Source organism: Oceanobacillus sp. E9 (assembly GCF_001741975.1).
Classification (GTDB): domain Bacteria; phylum Bacillota; class Bacilli; order Bacillales; family Amphibacillaceae; genus Oceanobacillus; species Oceanobacillus kimchii.
The window spans coordinates 40445-59800 of record NZ_LSNA01000001.1 but is presented as its reverse complement, the minus strand read 5'-3'; the positions used below and the strand labels follow the sequence as shown (position 1 = coordinate 59800).

The window sequence follows — 19356 nt, the reverse complement described above, 5'->3', positions numbered from 1 at the left end:
ACCGAAATTAGAAGTAGTATCAGTAAGCATGTACTTTCTAAATTGACGGGAGAGAATACCATGTTAAGAGGTTTATATACAGCTGCTAGTGGCATGATTACACAACAGCGGCAGCAAGAATCATTATCAAATAATGTAGCAAATGCGAACACTCCTGGATATAAAGCAGATCAAACAACTATCCGAGCTTTTCCAGAACTATTATTGCAGCAGACAGGCTCAAGTAAACAGATTCCAACAACACAAGGTGGAGTTAACTTCCCGGTAAGTCAGACAATTGGTCCGATTAATACGGGGGTTTACGTTCAAGAAACGGTACCTAACTTCGCACAAGGTGATGTTCAGGAGACTGGATTACCTACAGATGTAGCAATTATTCAAGGACAGGTTCCTGACGAAAATGGATTTCTTTTCTTTTCTGTTCAAAACGAAAATGGAGAAGAAAGGCTCACACGTAACGGAAATTTTACTGTTGATGGAGAAGGTTTTCTTGTAACCAATCAAGGAAATTATGTTCTTGACGAAGCAGGTAGCCCAATTCAGACAAATGGTTTAGATTATGTTGTAACACCAGAAGGTTTTGTACAGACAGAAGATGGTGCATTCCCCTTAGGTATTCGCTATGTGGAAAATTCGAATGAACTTGTAAAAGAAGGAAATGATTTATTTGCAGGAGAATCAGTAGATGTACCAGCAGCTGCAACATTTTCTTTACAACAAGGTGCTTTAGAACAATCGAATGTGAATACGATGCAAACAATGGCAGATATGATGAATGCGTACCGACTGTTTGAAACAAATCAACGTGTCTTACGTGCATATGATGAAAGCTTAGGAAAAGCAGTAAATGAAGTTGGTCGTCTTGGATAAAGTTCTGGAGGGATTTAAACGATGTCGCAAATGATGATACAGGCTGCAGTAACGATGAATCAATTGCAGAACAAGCTCGATTTAATTGGTAATAATATGGCAAACAGCCAGACTACAGGCTATAAAAGTAGACAAGCTGAATTTTCATCTCTACTTACACAACAAGTGAATAATTTAACTGACCCGGCTAATGCTCAAGGGCGTCTTACGCCAGAAGGTATTCGCGTTGGTTCAGGAGCAAGGTTAGGTTCGACGAATATGAATCTGAATCAAGGGGCTATTCGAGAAACGAATCGAGATCTTGATGTCGCATTAACAAGTGAGAATCTATTATTCCAGGTTGAAGTAACCGAAAATGGACAGGTTGGAACGCGCTATACACGTGATGGATCATTCTATCTTAGTCCAATGGAGAATGGTCAAATGATGTTGACGACATCGGATGGTAATCCGGTTATAGGTAATAACGGACCAATTTCAATTCAAGATGGTTTTGATTCCATAGAAATAAATGAATATGGTCAATTGCTCGTTGAACGCAATGGTCAACAAACAATAGAAGATCAGCTAACGATCGTTGAAGCAATTCGCCCACGTCTATTAGAATCAACCGGTCAGAATTTATTTCAATTACCCAATTTAGAAGCACTAGGGTTTAATGCAGAAGAGATAATTCAAGAAACGAATCCGCAAACTGCGATATTACAATCCAAGGCATTGGAACAATCAAATGTAGATATCTCAAAGGAAATGTCAGATTTATTAATGACACAACGATTGTATCAATTTAATTCACGTACAATCACTATGGGTGATCAAATGATGGGTCTAGTCAATCAAATTCGCTCGTAATTCCACATCGCATCTCTTGCAGTTCGATGTAATTCTGCGTAAACTAAGAAACGTAATTTGTGAATATGTTGATTTGTATTTGAGTTAGGAGAAACAATCATGTCTACCAATGAAACCGAAAAAAAACAAACACGCCGTGCAGAGAATGAAAAAGCTGCTACTAGCAGTAAGGCACAAGCGGCTCAGAACAATCGTGACACACGCAAAAAGCAAAAGAAATTACAAAAAGAAGAGAAACGAAATGCAAAGTTTCCAAGAATTCGTGTATTTCCAATCTGGCTTCGAATTATAGTAATTTCTATTTTATGTGTTGCCGCTCTCGTGATTGGGCTCATGGTTGGTTATGGAGTTATTGGGGATGGATCGCCAACCGAAGTATTAAAAAAGGAAACATGGCAACATATCATTGATATTATATATAAAGCTGAATAAAATAAATCATAGACCATAAGCATGCATTCTTAATTTTAATTGAAATGCATGCTTTTTAAATGGTACGACATATTACTATATTGGGATTTGCGGTATGACACTAGTTCTTCAATATTCAAGGGCGGCTTGGGGACAATTTAAAATCCCTGTTATTATCTGTGTTACATAATTTTGTAGATTGCTATAATTTAAGAAAAGACATTTGTACGACTTGCATTTGGAAGCTTGCCTGTATTTATGTTCCCAGAGTTGGATCGTATAGGTTGATAAGGTAAGATAAAGTGTATTTATGTTCCCGGAATTGGCTCAGGTAGTATGACAAGGTAAGATAAAAGTTCAATAACTAAGTGTGGTTAGTCAATCCTCTTGTAATATATAATTGCAAAGCTGATGAGTGCCTAAAATCAGAAGGAAAACGAAAATCTGGTCACTCATAAAGGTGATGAGTGCCCAAAATCAGAAGGAAAGCGAAAATCTGGACACTCATAAAGGTGATGAGTGACCAAAATCAGAAGGAAAGCGAGAATCTGGTCACTCATAAAGGTAATGAGTGCCTAAAATCAGAAGGAAAACGAAAATCTGGACACTCATAAAGGTGATGAGTGCCCAAATTTAGAAGGGAAGCGAGAATCACTCATAACAGTGATAATTGTCCAACGTCGTCTCCTCTTCGCTTTCCCCCTACTAATCCCTTTCCCAAAACTACATATTTTAAGTGGATTTGCTAGAAAATGAATCTAAATAATCAATATTTCGTAGTAAGATAAAGGATAACTCATTAGAAAGGAAATAATTTTATGATACAGTATACATTAACTGAGAAATTCTTTTCGAAAAAGGCAATACATCTTGTTGATGAAAATGAAGAAGTTGTTGGTGAGATTACCGGTATTCGAAAAGAAGGATATGAACGAAATAATGTGTTTGATTTTAAACCAGTGGAAGGAAGTTCTACGATTGTAGGCATTAAAAAAAGAAATTGGAAGAATGTTATCCAACCGTCGTATGGAGTAATTCATGGTGACCAAACATACACTTTAAAAGATAAGCTTGGAGATAATCTCCTTTATTTTTGTGTGACGGGTGTAATCGAAAGTGAAGATATTTATATAGAAGAAGATTGGAAAGAGGATATTATTTTTAAAGTGAATAAACAAAAAGTAGCGGTTATTCGTCCTCCGAAATTGACAGGGAAAACGATTTTTAAAATAGATGAACAGATTTTACCAGACCACCGCTTATTTGGAGTAATTATATTAATGGTTTTTATGTATCAAATTTACAATAAAGAAGCTGCCTTTATAATGGATTTATTGTTTTAATTTGTGATTCAAAGAACAATTAATAACTTGAAATTTCAAACTAATCCAAAAATAACTCCTCAATCTTTCTTTATTTTGTTAAAATATGAAAAAAGCATATTTCGATTAGGTAGAATCTTTTCTATTTCTAAATAGGGAGGAGTGTCAGCCAATGGGATTAACAGTAGAAGATGTTCTTTGTGAAGATTTATTAATGGATGCTGAGGTAGTGACAAGTGAGTCACTAATAGGTAAGAAAAAAGTTCAATGGATTTCTGTGATTGAATTACCTGTAGAGAATTTTGTTCGAAAAAATGAAATTGTATTAACGACGGCAATTGGCTGTAAGAATGATCCCGAACAGTTTATTAAATTTGTAAAAGATGTAATTGAATCAAAAGCTGCTGCACTTATGATAGCGCTTGGGAGATTTATTTATGATATCCCAAAAGAAGTCATGGCAATGGCCGAAGAAAACGATTTTGTTATTATTGTTTTGCCGTGGGAAATTCGGTTTGCCAATATCGTAGAGACGGTTATGATGCAATTAACCGATGCAGAGAGTCAAGATCGAAAGCGATCTGAACGCATTCAACAAGAGTTGTTAAATCTAATTCTGGCAGAACGAGATTTAAATGATATTCTTACCTTTATTCAAGATGAGATGGAAGCAGCAGTTTTTTTATCGGATCGTTTTGGAAATCTGTTTGACAAAGATCTTTATAATGAAAAGGTTCAACAACAATGGAAGCAGAAAGTAGTAAATGGCAAGATTCCTCGCCAACAGACTGTTCAAAGTAATAATGATCCCCTTATTCAAAAGTTTGATCTTATAGAAGGAAAACAATCGCTTCTACAAATACCGATTCTACAAGTTTCTGGTGATCCGCAAGGGTATCTTTTTGTAATGCTTCCAGAAGATGAAGTAACAGAAACCTTTTTAACAACGAATCGAATTCATATTATTGAGCATGCAGCTACCACAATTGCCCTTTGGTTATCGAAAAGAAATGCCATAGAAGAAACAAAAATTCGTCTCCGCAGCGATTTTGTTGATGAATTAGCGAAAGGGTATTTTCAATCACATGAAGAAGCTGCATCACGTGCTGGATTACTAGGGTATGAGTTGTATCATGAATATGTTTGTATTGTAGGTTTTGCGGAAAATATGGAGCGGATGTTTGAGAGAAGAATCCAAGAGGCACATACATTTGATTCTTGGAAGAAAAGCATGCACAGATATATAGAAGAAGAGATTATTTATGCGGCAACAACACTCGAACGTCAATGGTTGTTAACTCGAAATGAAGACGTATTTCTTATTTATCTGCAAGTGGAGCATCAAACTGACCATGAGTATGCAACTGATTTTTTAGACATGATTGATCGTCGCCTACAGAATCTCCTGCCAGATATTGAGATGGTATGGGGCTTAGGAAAAAGAGTTAAGCAATTCTCTGATTACCATATTAGTTATCAACAAGCACGTACGGCACTAAAAATTGGTTATCGCAAAGACAAGCGACGTACTTGGTATGATCAAACAGGTCTCGATCGAATTTTACTAAACCTCTATGAATTTGACGATATGTGGGAAATGATGAAAAATACGATAACACCTTTGATTAACTATGAAGCGGAACGCCAAATGGATTTGATTGGAACATTTACAGCATTTCATCAATATCGTGGAAATGTTAGCCAAACTGCTAGGTCATTACATTTGCATCGGCAGTCATTGCTGTATCGTTTACGCAAAATTGAATCCTTAACAGGGCTCTCTTTAAATAATTCGGATCATCTATTTCTATTGGAGCTATGCTTGAAAACATGGAGAATTGGAAATGAAGATATAAATGCTTCTTACTCCCCAAAATAAACTCATTAACCGTAAAATGAGAAGCTAATTTTCTAAATCTATGTTTATCTTCATCAGACAAGACATTTCGGCATACATATTCTGTGAAGTAAAAAACGAATGAGGAGGAAATTATGCAACTAATCGTGAAAAAAGTTGTTTTTCTTGTTTTGTTTTTCGTCTTCACGTTTGCGGCGGTTTGTAGTGTTTCAGCTTCAGAAGTTGATTCCCCTATATTAGTAGGTGAATCGAATGAAAGCGTTATATCAGGAAAAGTAGGTAATGGAAACGAAGAGACTCCTGGAGAGTGGTACGCTGGATCAACACCGTCAAATCCGATTCCGAATGCACCCGTTATTTTATTTGTGCCAGGACTTAATAATGTCGCACAGATTTTCTGGGAAGATAACGATATGTACCAAACCGTGCTTGATGCAGGATATCAAACTGCTTTTGTCCAATTGTATGACGCCGGAGGAGCTTCCGCTACAATGTGGGATAATGGTGAATTACTCGCGGGAAAAATAAGAGAAATCTCTACGCATTTTGATCGGCCTGTGACTGTGGTTGCCTATAGTAAAGGCGGGGTCGATACGCAGACCGCATTAACGTATTATGATGCATGGCAATACGTAGACAATGTTATTACATTATCTAGTCCTCATCATGGCTCACAACTTGCTGACTTAGCGTACAGTTCTCCTGCAGGTTGGTTAGCGGACCTACTTGGTGCACAAGGGGATGGAACATACGCGATGCAAATGGGATATATGGAAAATTTTCGTTCTGAAATGGATAATAAACCGTTCGCATATCACAACAATTATTACACATTAGGAGGAACGGGGTGGGGGTCTATATTTTCCTCTACATGGTTTGGAGGTATGTACTTATCACAGTTCGGGTCCAATGATGGAGTAGTTACGAGTGAAAGTAGTAGTCTTCCAGAGGGAAATCAACTAGCAGTGGAAAATTGGAATCATACTTCGATACGAACTGGTGAAAGTTTCGCTACATTTGAAAATTATTTAATGGGTAACGAAACAGTAGATAGTTTAGTTACACCTACAAAAAGTGCCGAATTAACTTCTAATAGCAATAATAAATGGATTTCCGGTGGGCCGTTAGTAGGTAAGAAAAAAGCTACTACTACTATTTCCGTTGAAAATGATGTCGATGAACTTGCTCTGCATTTAATGACTTCTAATCAATTATCTAACTTAAAACTCATAGATCCAGACGGGAAAGAAATAAATCCAAATGTGACAACGACAGATAATAAAGAAGGAATATTTGCAGGATCCATTAGTCATATGACCTTTATAGAATTTCCGAAAGCAGGAGATTGGAAGTTAGAACTTACTTCTTATCAACAGGATGCATTCGTATTGATGGTGGATTATAAAACAACGGAAAAAATAATTCACAATAGTAATGTAGAATTCAATGCAAATCAAAAGCCTACTTATCATTTGAAAGTGAATTCAGAAACGGTTCAGGAAAATACATTACAAGCTACGTATCATATAACTGAATCTGGGACGGATAATACAAAAACATATAGAACAACAGGCAAATCCATTTTAGCAGAGGAGTTGTCATTGGAAAATAAGAATAGCGTGTATAATATTACAATTGAAATAAACGGATTAACGAAAGCAGGGGAAAGATTTACTAGAACCATCGTTGATTCGGTATACGCAGACTAAATGAACGTAAGAAGAGATGAAGTAGATTCCATTTTCGATATCGTTGTAAAATCGTTTCAAAGAATAATGGAATGAATTGAAATATAAAAAGGGGAAATGATTATGTTTAACAAAATGTTATCTAGTATTGGAATTGGAAATACGAAAATAGATGCGCAACTGGATAAGCAAAGTTATATGGCTGGAGAAACTGTAAGAGGAAAGATATTAGTTACAGGAGGAAAAGTGGAGCAAGAAGTCGATCAAATCTATTTGTCAGTGAATACCAAGTATTTAAAAGAAAGTGATGATAAAAGATTTAACGTCAACGTTATCATGGATAAATTTAAAATAGCAGAATCATTTACGATTCAACCAGGAGAGTCTAAGGAGATACCATTTTCGTTTATTTTATCTCCTCAAACTCCATTAACAATAAGAGATAAAAATGTTTGGATTGATACAGGATTAGATATTAAAAAAGCAGTTGACCCTGGTGACATTGATTATATTCAAGTGAATCCATCGCAACTAGTCAATGCAGTACTAAAAGCTGTTGATTCACTTGGTTTTAAGCTTATTGAAGTAGAATCGAAAGAAGTACATCGTTCGTTTGGAAAACTTCCGTTCGTACAAGAATTTGAATTCAAACCTAGAAGTGGACAATATAAAGGCTTATTAGATGAGATTGAGTTAATCTTCTTACCAAGTGAAGATCAGGTTGAAATTCTTATGCAGATTGATAGAAAAGCAAGAGGATTATCTGGTTTATTCGCAGAAGCGATGGATCAAGATGAATCTTACGTAAGATTTACGGTAACAAACTCAGATAGTCCCACTGTACAAAAAACAATTCAAGAAATAGTAAACCAAAATATTCATTAACGAGAAAATACGATGGGAGCAGCTGCTAAACAGCTGTTCCTTTTTTATCCACATTTAACCGGCAGTAATAGCTTAGCTGAATGATGTTTTACTTTACCATATTTAACGATTTTCAACTGAACCAGTTATTCATACAATCGTTGATTTCCTATCCAATTTAGCGTTAGTACAAAAACACAAAAATCCAACCGCCAAGATATATTTTCTCCTCCCTCCCAACAAATCACTGGTGCTTATTTTCCAAACTGACTACAAACTTCTAGAAACTTTCATACAAAATGGTGAATATCATTTTAAATATTTAGAAAATATAATGAATTAACAAACAAAATTAAAAGGTGGTGTTTGACATGAATGTAGAAGTTGCGGAGTACATGGATAGGATGAAGCGCACGAAAGCAAAAATGGCTGAAAAAGGAATAGAAGTGCTACTTATTACAGACCCGGCAAATATGAATTATTTAACAGGGTTCGATGGCTGGTCATTCTATGTCGATCAAATGTTGGTACTGATGGATGATGAGGAGCAACCGATTTGGATAGGAAGAACAGCAGATGCAAATGCGGCAAAGGTAACGACATGGCTGTTTCATGAAAATATTATTCCTTATCCAGATACCTATGTTCATTCTCAAACGAGGCACCCAATGGACTTTGTAGCAGAAATTTTAACTCAGATAGGTCAAGATAAACGTAATATTGGTGTAGAGATGGATAGCTATTATTTTTCAGCAAAATGTTTTCAACAATTGAATAAAGGTCTATCAAATGCAACATTTTTGGATGGTTCACTTATCGTAAATTGGGTACGTATCATTAAGTCACCGGCAGAAATCTTGAAGATGGAAAAAGCTGGAATCATTGGAGAACATGCTATGCGTGAAGGTATAGAAATGGTAAATGCCGGGGTTAGAGGTTGTGATGTTGCTGCTAAGATAAGTCATGAACAATTAAGTGGTACGCCTGAATTTGGGGGAGATTATCCTGCAATCGTACCTTTACTACCAGCAGGAGAGCGAACTTCCACTCCACACCTTACATGGACGGATAAACCATATCAGCAGGGTGAAACAGTAATTTTAGAGTTGGCAGGATGTTATCAGCGCTATCATGCTCCAATAGCTCGAACTGTTCAAATTGGTCAGCCATCGACAAATATGAAGAACTTATCAGAAGTGGTCATCGAAGGGTTGAATGCTTGCTTAGACTTTATACAGCCAGGAGTAGTTTGTGAAGAAATTGAAACGGTTTGGAGAAAAACAGTAGAAAAACATGGCGTTACGAAAGAGTCGAGATTAGGGTATTCGATGGGATTAAATTATCCTCCAGATTGGGGTGAGCATACAGCTAGCATAAGAACAGGAGATAAAACGATTCTTGTACCAAATATGACCTTTCACTTAATACCAGCGATTTGGTCGGAAGGGGATAGTTTTGAAATTAGTGAATCATTCTATGTAACAGAGAATGGTTGTAAGACCTTTGCAAATCTGCCTAGAGAACTGATGATTAAAGACGGATTTGCAAACCTTGATTTTGTTGGTTAATGCTAAGGAACTCTGATGACGTTGATGCAAGTATCGGTATAGCAAACAATTTGAGAATAGGAAGTGATGATATGACAGATAAGAAGCAAGTAGAGGTAGGTACAGAAGCAGTTTGGGCAGGAGAAAAGGAGTACCTTGTACATGGAGCAACGCAAGTCCCTATTGTCCTTAGTGTTGCCTATAATTATGACGATATGGATGAATGGTATGATGTGGCTATTGGGAAGAAGAAAGGCCATATATATGGAAGAAACACAAACCCAACCGTGCAAGCATTCGAAGATAAAGTAAAGCAGTTAGAAGGAGCAGAAGCTGCTACTAGTTTTTCTACAGGAATGGCTGCTATAAGTAATACACTATCTACTTTTTTATTACCGGGGGATCGAATTGTTTCGATTAAAGACACTTACGGAGGAACGAATAAAATATTCACTGAATTTCTGCCACGTCAGCAGGTAGAAGTAATGTTATGTGAGACAGGGGATCATGAACAAATTGAAAAAGAGGTAAAAAAAGGCTGTAAGATTCTTTATTTAGAATCTCCCACAAATCCTACAGTAAAAATTACAGATTTAAAGAAAATGGCAGATGTAGGAAAGCGAGCTGAGGCAATTGTAATCGTCGATAATACGTTTGGTACGCCAATAAATCAAAATCCATTAGCACTTGGTGCAGATTTAGTTATTCATAGTGCTACAAAATTTTTAGGCGGCCATGCTGATGCGTTAGGGGGAGTAGTTTGTGGTCCTGAACATTACGTAGAGCAAATCTATCATTTCCGTGAAATTAATGGTGCGACAATGGACCCAATGGCTGCGTACTTAACATTACGTGGCATGAAGACATTGCATCTACGCGTTAGAGAACAGTCATTTAACGCAATGCAATTAGCAAAGTTTTTACAGCAGCAAGATATTGTAGAAGATGTGTATTACCCAGGGTTACCGACACATCCGTACCATGAAATTGCAAAAGAACAAATGAAAGACTTTGGAGGCATGCTGAGCTTTTCGGTAAAAGGTGGTGTGGACACGGTAAGAGAATTACTACCGAAGCTACAGTATGCACATCGGGCAGCAAATTTAGGGGCAGTGGAAACAACGGTTGGTCCTGCACGTACAACAAGTCATGTGGAATGTACACCCGAGGAACGTGCTGCAATGGGAATCCCAGAAGGACTCATCCGTGTCTCTTGTGGTATCGAATATATAGATGATATATTGGAAGACTTTTCTCAAGCTTTTGCTCAGCTAGAAAATAGTTTGGAAATTTCTTAACAGAACATCGCTGACAATTGATATTGTCGGCGATTTCCCTATCAAGAGAAATTAAAAAGGAAGGGATGCGAAGGTGAGTGTGTATTGTAAAGTACTTGAATTTGAAGATCAATTAATCGAATGGAGGAGAGAGTTGCATCAGTTTCCTGAACTAAGTTTCGAAGAATTTCGTACTTCTGAGCGGATAATGGAAATTTTGCAAGCGATGGAACATATTAACATAGAAAAAGGTGTAGGCACGCCTACAAGCATAATTGCAACCATTTCAACCGGAGAAGGTCCAACTGTAGCACTGCGAGCAGACATGGATGCCTTACCGATTCAGGAACAAACGAATACTCCTTATGAATCCCAGAACCCAGGTGTGATGCACGCGTGTGGGCATGATGCACATACAGCAATATTATTAGGAGCGGCGAAGGTTTTATCAGATCTCGTTGAAACAGAGAGTTGGAAAGGAACGATTAAACTTATTTTTCAACCTGCGGAAGAGGCACAAGATGAGCATGGTCTATCAGGATCTCCATATCTACTACAAGCAGGCGTATACGATAAGGTCGAAGCAGCATTTGCACTACATATGTGCCCGTGGAAAAAATCAGGTCAGCTTCTAATCAATGATGGATTTAGCATGGCGAATGTTGATGAATTTGAAGCAACTATCTATGCGACAGGGGGACATGGTGGTTATCCAGAAAAATCAACCGATCCAATCTGGATGTTATCGCTTGTACTTCCGGGTTTATATGGGATCATTTCCCGTCGAATAGCAGCAGCAGAAAAAGGTGTTATTTCAGTAGGGGAAATTCGTTCTGGGAATGCGACCAACATTATTCCTGCTAAAACAAGTATTCGTGGAACGATTCGAAGCTATACTCCTGCAATACGAGACCAACTTGAAAGAGAGTTACATCAAGTATTTCAAATGGTACATTCTTTGGGTGGAGAATATCAATTGAACGTTTCAAGAGGAGAGCCGGCTTTATACAATGACCCCTATCTAAATCAAATTGTACGTCATTCGGTAAGGAAAATACAGAAGCACATAGATGTATTCGAAGAGGCTTTTGGAATGGGTGGAGAAGACTTTGGATATGTATCACAGAAACTGCCAGCTACGATGTTTTTTCTCGGTTGTGCATTAGATGAAGGATACTCGCGTGATTTGCATACACCTGTCTTCGATATCGATGAGTCCTCATTCGTATTAGGAGTAGCAATATTAGTAGAAAGCGCAATTGCACGTACAAAGCAGACTATTATCTAAAAAAATGATGAATAAATGTCCGGACTAACTATATCGTTAGCCCGGACATTTTTGATATTAGTATCCTAATTTAAGAGGAAGTTTCACTTACTTTTACAAGTTGCTTCCCTTTGTTTTTTCCTTCAAATAAGTTTAAAAATGCAGTAGGTGTATTTTCAAAACCTTCAATGGTCGTTACTTCATACGATAATTTATCTTCAGCAATCCAGTTTGCTAAATCTTTGGTTGCTTCAGGAAACTGTTCTTGGTAGTCACTAACGATAAATCCTTTCACGGTAGTGCGTGTCTTAAGAATTTTCGGTAATATGCTTGGACCGTAGTCTTCACCTGGCTTCAAATTGTATGTGGATATAGCGCCACATAATGGAACACGAGCAAAATCATTTAATAGGCTTAATACATTGTCAGTTACTTCTCCCCCCACATTATCAAAATAGACATCAACGCCATTTGGACAAGCTTTTTTTAGCTGCTGTTTAAAGTTTGATGCTTTATAATTTACTGCTTTATCAAATCCTAATTGATTCTCTAAATAAGCTATTTTTTCATCAGTACCTGCAATGCCGACTACATTAGCACCTTTAATTTTGGCAATTTGCCCAACTGTAGAACCTACTGCTCCAGCAGCTGCGGATATTACTACAGTCTCCCCTTCTTTAGGCTGACCAATGTCTAACAAACCAAAATAAGCAGTGAGACCAGTCATACCTAGCACACTTAGATATGCAGTTAATGGTGCTATAGATGGATCTATTTTTTCAACATATGATGCAGAGACTACATTATATCGCTGCCAAGGAAACATCCCGCGAACAAGGTCACCTTTAGAAAACGAGTCTGATTTAGAAGTTACTACTTCGCCGACAATCGTACCATTTATGGGCTTATCTACTTCAAATGGTTTCACATATGATTTTCCAGCACTCATTCGTCCACGCATATAAGGATCAACAGAAAGATAAACAGTTTTGATAAGGACTTCACCATCATTTGGTTCATTAATCGGTATATCTACAATATCAAAATGTTCCTTTGTAGGAGTTCCTTCTGGACGTTTGGCTAATTTTATTTGTTGATTTTGTTCTGACATGAGTCTATTCATCCTTCCTATTTTAATGATTGTACAAAGTATTTACCCATCTTTACATTATTCCAAAACATTTACAAGTATTTCTTTCCCTATCTATATTCGCTATAATAGGAATAAATGCTACATAGAAGGAGTCGAATCAATATGGACGTGGAACAAATTAAAGAAATTATCCCACACCGTTATCCATTTTTATTAGTGGATAAAGTAGTGGAAATACAAGAAGGCGAAAAAGTTACTGCATTAAAAAACGTATCAGTAAATGAACCATTTTTCCAAGGACACTTTCCAGAATATCCGGTGATGCCAGGTGTACTAATTCTGGAAGCACTCGCGCAAACTGGAGCAATTGCTGTTTTGAATATAGAAGAAAATAAAGGAAAAATTGGTTTTCTTGCAGGAGTAGATAAATGCCGCTTTAAACGTCAAGTAAAGCCCGGTGACCAACTAAATTTGCAAGTAGAAATCATACGAATGAAAGGTCCAATTGGGAAAGGAAAAGGAATTGCAACTGTAGATGGTGAAGTTGCATGTGAGGCTGAAATTACCTTTGCTATCAAATAATATTTTCGGATGTTGATACACATCAATAACCAAAAAAGATCTCGATTTTTTTTAGAAAATGTATTTTTTTCCTATCTTTGGTTAATATAATCACGAAAGTTGATCATTAAAGGAGGAAAATACCTATGAAGAAATTTCTTATGCAGTTTGGTACAGCAGCTCTAGCATTATCGTTAATTACTGCTTGTGGGAATACAGATAATCAAGAGCCTGCGGATAACCAGGACCCTATTGAAGAAGAAGTACCATCTGATGAAGGCGGTATGAACGAACAAAATGGTGGAGATACCAACGAAAATGGTGGGTTTGAAGATAATCAACCTGAAGATGGCGAAATGCAAGACGAACAAGATCAACAATAAAAAGAGAAGCTTGTAGAGTATGCACTAGAACTCTACAAGCTTCTTTTATTATTGCATCGAAAATTATAAAATTGTGTGGTGGGTGAATAATTAAATAACTGAACCAGTCATCTCCAATGCAAGCGCCCAGCCATTTTGGAGGGTGAGTAATCGCAGCTCCAAACTTCACCCAGCTCCATTACGATAAAGAAGACTTGCCGAATGTAATTTATGAGGCTAGTCGCACTTATACCCAGGGGTGAAAAGAAGACTTGCCGAATGTAATTTATGAGGCTAGTCGCACTTGCAATCTGAGTAAGGACAACATCGGTTCTCTTCCAGTTCACCTTGTTTTTTCTCAAAGGAAGAGATTAAAATATATCATAAAGTTTTAGTCAAAAGATAATTGATAATTAAAATAGGCGTAAGAAATATACGAAGGATCCTGTGGGAGCAAGGCATAGGTGAACCGCCGCTGGATAAGCGGAGTATATTTATGAAACGATTTTCAAATCAATTCATACGGGATTATCTTTTGAGCAAATATTTTTTGTCCCAACCCTCACTCCTAAAAAAACAGGGGAGCAGTTTGTATATTGCTACACGGACGCTTGCGCCTTTGTTCTAATTGAGACCTCCCAACTCATGCTAGTAAAGGTTATCCATGATATTCATCGCTTTCATCCACATCATCGGAAGTTAATCCAGAAAGTACGTGAACACGAAGAATGTAACCAATCAGTTTATTTTCTTCATTGACGACCGCTAGTGGAAACATCGACTCCAAAGCTTTAGGAATTAAATCATTAATATATTCCTCTTCCTCTACAATCGTAATATCGGTACGAACAATATCTTCTAATGATTTTTGCTCTTTAATTCCTTTGATTGCATCATCGATGGTGACAATACCTTTAATATGTCTGCCTCGTTCAACAACAAACACACTAGAGATTCCATTTTCTTTCATCTCACGGACGGCAACATTTAGTCCGTCTTTCATAGAAACAAGTGCGTTTGGCTTCGTCATGATATGAGAAGCTTGGAACACCTTGGATCGATCGATATCCTTGATAAACTCAGAAATATAATCATTTGCAGGAGTTGCGATAATTTCTTCTGGTGTTCCGACCTGTTCCACATGTCCGTCTTTCATCACAGCTACGCGATCCCCAATTTTGAATGCCTCATTAACATCATGTGTAATGAAGATAATCGTTTTTTGCAAGCGTTCTTGGATATCTAGAAGCTCTAATTGCATTTCACGGCGAATAAGTGGATCGAGCGCACTGAATGGTTCGTCCATGAGAAGAATATCAGGGTCATTGGTTAATGCCCGAGCCAGACCGACACGTTGTTGCATTCCACCAGATAATTCATCAGGATATTTATCTTCGTATCCTTTTAATCCAACCGTTTCAATATTTTTTAGTGCAATTTCTCTGCGCTCTTCTTTAGAGAAGTTACGGATTTCCAATCCATATTCGACATTAGCTAAAATGGTACGATGATTAAATAATCCAAAATGCTGGAAGACCATAGCTATTTTTTCTTGGCGAACTTTCTTTAACTGTTCCTTATTATGTTTTGTGATGTCCTCATCGTCAATAAAAATTGAGCCATCCGTTGGTTTATTTAGAAGGTTAAAACAGCGAATTAATGTTGATTTTCCACTTCCCGAAAGCCCCATAATAACAAAGACTTCTCCTTTTTTTATATCAAAAGAAGCATTATATACACCAACTGTATGATTGGTTTTCTTTAGTATTTCTGCCTTTGACATTCCTTCTTTGACCATTGGAATCACTGATTTAGGTTTTGGACCAAATATTTTTGATACATTTTCTACTTTAATATGGGTTGTCATGCTCTATCACCCTGTCTTTGGAATTTTTGTGCAATACCGTTAGTAATACGGTCAATGATAACAGCTAAGAATACGATACTGATTCCTGCTTCGAATCCTAATGCGATATCAATACGGTTAATCGATACAAGTACTTGTTCACCTAAACCAGAAGCACCAACCATTGATGCAATAACAACCATCGATAATGCCATCATTGTTGTTTGATTCACTCCTGCCATAATTGTAGGAGTTGCTTGTGGTAATTGTACTTTTTTCAATGTTTGCCATTTTGATGAACCAAATGAATGTGCAGACTCGATTATCTCTTTGTCTACTCCACGAATGGCAAGTTCCGTTAAACGAATAACGGGAGGCAATGCATAAATTAGCGTTGCAAAAATGGCAGAAACATTACCTAAGCCAAAGAAGAAAATCGCTGGAATGAGGTAGACAAAACTTGGCATCGTCTGCATTGCATCAAGTACTGGACGGGCTATAGTTGAGAATAGTCTACTAAATGACATTGCTACACCAATTGGTATTCCGATAATTAAACAAATGATTACTGCAGTGAGAATAATCGAGATAGTAATCATCATATCTTCCCATAATCCGAATGTACCGATTATAAAAATAAACGCACCATATAGAATACCGGAAAATGCAGATTTAAAATACCATCCTAGTCCAACAATAATAATGATGAATAACCACCATGGTAAAAACATTAATCCATCTGTCATAAGATTAATCGAACGAGATGCGATAAAGAAAATAAAATCAAAAAAAGCTTCAAATGTAGTATCAATAAAATTAACAGCTTGATCCACATACTTACCAGCTTCAAACTCTATATCAGGAAATATACCCATAAGCGTCGATACTGCTACAAGCAGTTCTACACCTCTCTTTCATTTTTTAAAATAGGAAGAGCAGCCAACCAAATGGCAAGCTGCTCCATGAATTATTGTAATGATTCTTGTACTGCAGTCGCTACATCTTCAGGAACCCAGCTTGACCAAATATCTTCATGTTCTTTCATCCACCATTCAGCTGCTTCCTCAGGTGATGCACCGTTTTCTTCCATATAATTTAATGCTTCTTCCGTTAGTGCACTGCTTGTTTCATAGTTCTTCAAGAATTCCGTTACTTCCGGAGCTTGTTCAGGGAAATCTTTATGAACAGCTATAACTACATCATTTGGAGGGAATTCTGTGCTTTTATCTTCGTTCCATTGCTCTTCATCATATGGATCTTCTTTTAGTAACGTTAAATCGTATTTTGCAGTAATTGCAGTTGGGGACCAGTAGTAACCAACCCAACCTTCTCCTGCTTCATAAGCACTTGCTAAATCTGCAATGATTGCAGCATCGGAACCAGGTCCAAAGTTATTAAATGTCTCTCCCAAACCATATGTTTCAAATTTTTCATTAATCGCTTGTTCTACAGCCCAACCACTCGGAGCGTTGATTAGACGTCCTTTGGAAGGATCCTCCGGGTCTTGGAAAACTTCTGGATATTTCTTTAAATCTTCCACTGTTTCAAGGTCAGGAGCAAGCGGTTCAATTCCTCTATCTGGATCACCTTCGATTACATAAGACGGTACATAAAGTCCTTGTACATTATCATCAAAGTTTACAGAAAGTTGTTCGATATCACCAGATTCAATGGACTCTTCATATAATTCTTTAATATTATCTGTCCAAACTTCTGTATATACATTGATATCTCCATCACGTAAACCTTGCACGGTCGCAGCTGTTGAACCAGATGTAACATCTGTATTGTAGTCATATCCTTCTTCGATAATTCTTTGGGCAATACTGTTATGTACTTTAATACTATCCCAACCTGCATCAGCTAAAACGATCGTATCGATTTCACTTTCACTGTCGCTTGAAGAATCTCCACAGGCAGCAAGTAATAGTACAACAGCAGCCATCAGTAATAAGAGCTTTTTTTTCATTTTTCTATGTCCCCTTTTAATTATTTTTAAGTAAACGTATAAAAATTGGCTAAACATTATGAATAGCCAACTCTAGATCTAACTGACTAATATCCGATGTGACTCTCCTTAGTTCATAACACTATAATGAAAAATTGGTAGCTTCCTAATTAATCTGTCAGTTCTTATGTGTTGATGAAAAGATGAACGGCATTTTTATTAGAAAAGAATGAAATTTGTCAATAGTGAAATAATAAATTGAGAACGTATTCAAGTTACATACGAAATATGTAAGAAGAATCCAATAAGGAAGTTATTCAAACTTTGATCTTAGGGATTTTATACCGCTTGATAACTCATTGCGTTTACATTCATTTATTGTATCGAATTGTTAAAATTGGCTCAAATGGATTAAAACACGATATCTCGTGAAATACATAAGTTATTTCTCCCTAGAGTAATAAGAACCATAAATCCTATATATTTTGAAGCAAATGCTCGGTTATTCTCATTAATTGACGAATGTTTTACGTGTATTCGTATAATTGAAGAGGTGAAAAAGGTGTTAACTGAAATTTAAAATTAAAAGGTCGTTAATCTGCCGTTGAATTTGCGAGGTCTATCCTTGGTCGGTATACTAAAATAGTATCCAAACTATTAGAATAAACTATTGGGAGAATGGAATCATTTTTTAGATAAAAAAGCGTGGATGGAAAGGAGATTAACATGAGAAAAGCATCACTATTTTTAGGAGCTATCTTTTTAGTATTTATACTTGTAGCATGCTCTGAAGAAGACGAGAGCGATAATCAAGAAGAAGAAGATCGCGTTGTGTCGGTAGAAACAGCCGAGATTGAAGAAGGGAATTTAAGTATTGATCGAACCATTTCTGGTCGTGTAGAGCCTAATAAAACAACACCGATCACGGTAGAACAACCAGGTGAAGTTGAAACGCTAGATGTAGAGAGTGGAGCGAATGTAGAGGAAGACGACAAAATTGCTACCGTTGCAACTCCTGCTGGTACACAAACGATCTATGCTCCATCAGATGGGGAATTAATGCAAGTCCAAGCTGAGGAAGGCGAAATTATAAATCCGGAAGAACCATTTGCCATAATCGCAGATACATCATCTTGGAAATTGCAATTCACTGCAACTGCGAGAATTTTAGAATTAATAAATAAGGATGATACTTTTACAGCAACAATTAATGGAAATGAATTTGAAGCAACTATTACACAAATTGATGCCATGCCAGATGATACTGGGTTATACCCAGTTGTAGCTACAATAGATGATGAAGAAGATCAAGATATACTTACTGGTACAGTGGCGGCTTTAGCCATTCCAGAGACGGTTATTTCTGATTCACTGCTTGTTCCTACTGCCTCAGTAGTAGAAGAAAATAATGAATCCTATGTTTATATCGTAGTAGATAATCAAGTAGAAAGAAAAAAAGTAACCGTGAATGAAATGCAATCTCAAAAAACCGCGGTTGAAGGTGAATTAGAGCCAGGAGATGAAATCGTTACATCTGGTCAATTAACCTTACAGGATGGAGATTCTGTAGAAGTAGTGAAAGGAGAATAG

At 37.0% G+C, this 19356-nt stretch carries 17 protein-coding genes; 13 read left to right on the top strand and 4 right to left on the bottom strand.

Going from position 1 to position 19356, the window contains the following annotated elements; genetic code table 11:
- Nucleotides 1–60: 60 nt before the first annotated feature.
- From AQ616_RS00225 to AQ616_RS00180, 10 genes are all read left to right on the top strand, one after another.
- Entirely contained in the window at nucleotides 61–870 is an 810-nt protein-coding gene (locus tag AQ616_RS00225) for a flagellar hook-basal body protein (protein WP_017798177.1), read from the top strand.
- 21 nt (nucleotides 871–891) lie between these two features.
- The gene (locus tag AQ616_RS00220) at nucleotides 892–1722 is read left to right on the top strand and encodes a flagellar hook-basal body protein (protein ID WP_017798176.1); all 831 of its coding nucleotides are present in this window, start codon (nucleotides 892–894) and stop codon (nucleotides 1720–1722) included.
- 99 nt (nucleotides 1723–1821) lie between these two features.
- The gene (locus AQ616_RS00215) at nucleotides 1822–2154 is read left to right on the top strand and encodes a DNA-directed RNA polymerase subunit beta (RefSeq protein WP_069684732.1); all 333 of its coding nucleotides are present in this window, start codon (nucleotides 1822–1824) and stop codon (nucleotides 2152–2154) included.
- 797 nt (nucleotides 2155–2951) lie between these two features.
- A complete protein-coding gene (locus AQ616_RS00210; protein WP_017798174.1) occupies nucleotides 2952–3476 on the top strand; it encodes a hypothetical protein in 525 nt (174 codons plus the stop codon).
- Nucleotides 3477–3627: 151 nt separating this feature from the next.
- A complete protein-coding gene (locus AQ616_RS00205; RefSeq protein ID WP_069684731.1) occupies nucleotides 3628–5334 on the top strand; it encodes a PucR family transcriptional regulator in 1707 nt (568 codons plus the stop codon).
- A gap of 113 nt (nucleotides 5335–5447) precedes the next feature.
- Nucleotides 5448–7022: an esterase/lipase family protein gene (locus AQ616_RS00200; RefSeq protein WP_069684730.1), complete on the top strand. Its 1575-nt coding sequence runs from the start codon at nucleotides 5448–5450 to the stop codon at nucleotides 7020–7022.
- Nucleotides 7023–7124: 102 nt separating this feature from the next.
- A complete protein-coding gene (locus tag AQ616_RS00195) occupies nucleotides 7125–7886 on the top strand; it encodes a sporulation protein (RefSeq protein ID WP_084822409.1) in 762 nt (253 codons plus the stop codon).
- Nucleotides 7887–8236: 350 nt separating this feature from the next.
- Nucleotides 8237–9433, top strand: coding sequence for a M24 family metallopeptidase (locus AQ616_RS00190; protein ID WP_069684728.1), 1197 nt, complete (start codon nucleotides 8237–8239; stop codon nucleotides 9431–9433).
- A 71-nt stretch (nucleotides 9434–9504) separates the two neighbouring features.
- A complete protein-coding gene (locus AQ616_RS00185; protein WP_069684727.1) occupies nucleotides 9505–10710 on the top strand; it encodes a cystathionine gamma-synthase family protein in 1206 nt (401 codons plus the stop codon).
- Between the two features lie 79 nt (nucleotides 10711–10789).
- Nucleotides 10790–11977, top strand: coding sequence for an amidohydrolase (locus AQ616_RS00180; protein WP_240490447.1), 1188 nt, complete (start codon nucleotides 10790–10792; stop codon nucleotides 11975–11977).
- A 70-nt stretch (nucleotides 11978–12047) separates the two neighbouring features.
- Here the strand turns inward: AQ616_RS00180 and AQ616_RS00175 are convergent, their stop codons facing one another.
- Nucleotides 12048–13067 (bottom strand): NADP-dependent oxidoreductase, encoded by a 1020-nt coding sequence (locus tag AQ616_RS00175; RefSeq protein WP_017798167.1) that lies wholly within the window; start codon nucleotides 13065–13067, stop codon nucleotides 12048–12050.
- Between the two features lie 144 nt (nucleotides 13068–13211).
- On the opposite strand from AQ616_RS00175, the gene fabZ reads away from it, so the two are divergent.
- A complete protein-coding gene (gene fabZ / locus AQ616_RS00170; protein ID WP_017798166.1) occupies nucleotides 13212–13631 on the top strand; it encodes a 3-hydroxyacyl-ACP dehydratase FabZ in 420 nt (139 codons plus the stop codon).
- 125 nt (nucleotides 13632–13756) lie between these two features.
- Entirely contained in the window at nucleotides 13757–13993 is a 237-nt protein-coding gene (locus AQ616_RS00165; RefSeq protein WP_017798165.1) for a hypothetical protein, read from the top strand.
- Between the two features lie 637 nt (nucleotides 13994–14630).
- On the opposite strand, the gene AQ616_RS00160 is transcribed toward AQ616_RS00165, so the two are convergent.
- The 3 genes from AQ616_RS00160 to AQ616_RS00150 form a co-directional block, all read right to left on the bottom strand.
- Nucleotides 14631–15839, bottom strand: a complete 1209-nt coding sequence (locus tag AQ616_RS00160; protein ID WP_017798164.1) for a quaternary amine ABC transporter ATP-binding protein — start codon at nucleotides 15837–15839, stop codon at nucleotides 14631–14633.
- Nucleotides 15836–16693: an ABC transporter permease gene (locus tag AQ616_RS00155; protein WP_069684725.1), complete on the bottom strand. Its 858-nt coding sequence runs from the start codon at nucleotides 16691–16693 to the stop codon at nucleotides 15836–15838. The genes AQ616_RS00160 and AQ616_RS00155 overlap by 4 nt, the downstream gene beginning before the upstream one ends.
- A 92-nt stretch (nucleotides 16694–16785) precedes the next feature.
- Complete coding sequence (locus tag AQ616_RS00150; RefSeq protein WP_017798162.1) at nucleotides 16786–17787, bottom strand: ABC transporter substrate-binding protein; 1002 nt, start codon at nucleotides 17785–17787, stop codon at nucleotides 16786–16788.
- Nucleotides 17788–18492: 705 nt separating this feature from the next.
- Between AQ616_RS00150 and AQ616_RS00145 the strand changes: the two genes are divergently transcribed.
- Nucleotides 18493–19356: an efflux RND transporter periplasmic adaptor subunit gene (locus AQ616_RS00145; protein ID WP_069684724.1), complete on the top strand. Its 864-nt coding sequence runs from the start codon at nucleotides 18493–18495 to the stop codon at nucleotides 19354–19356.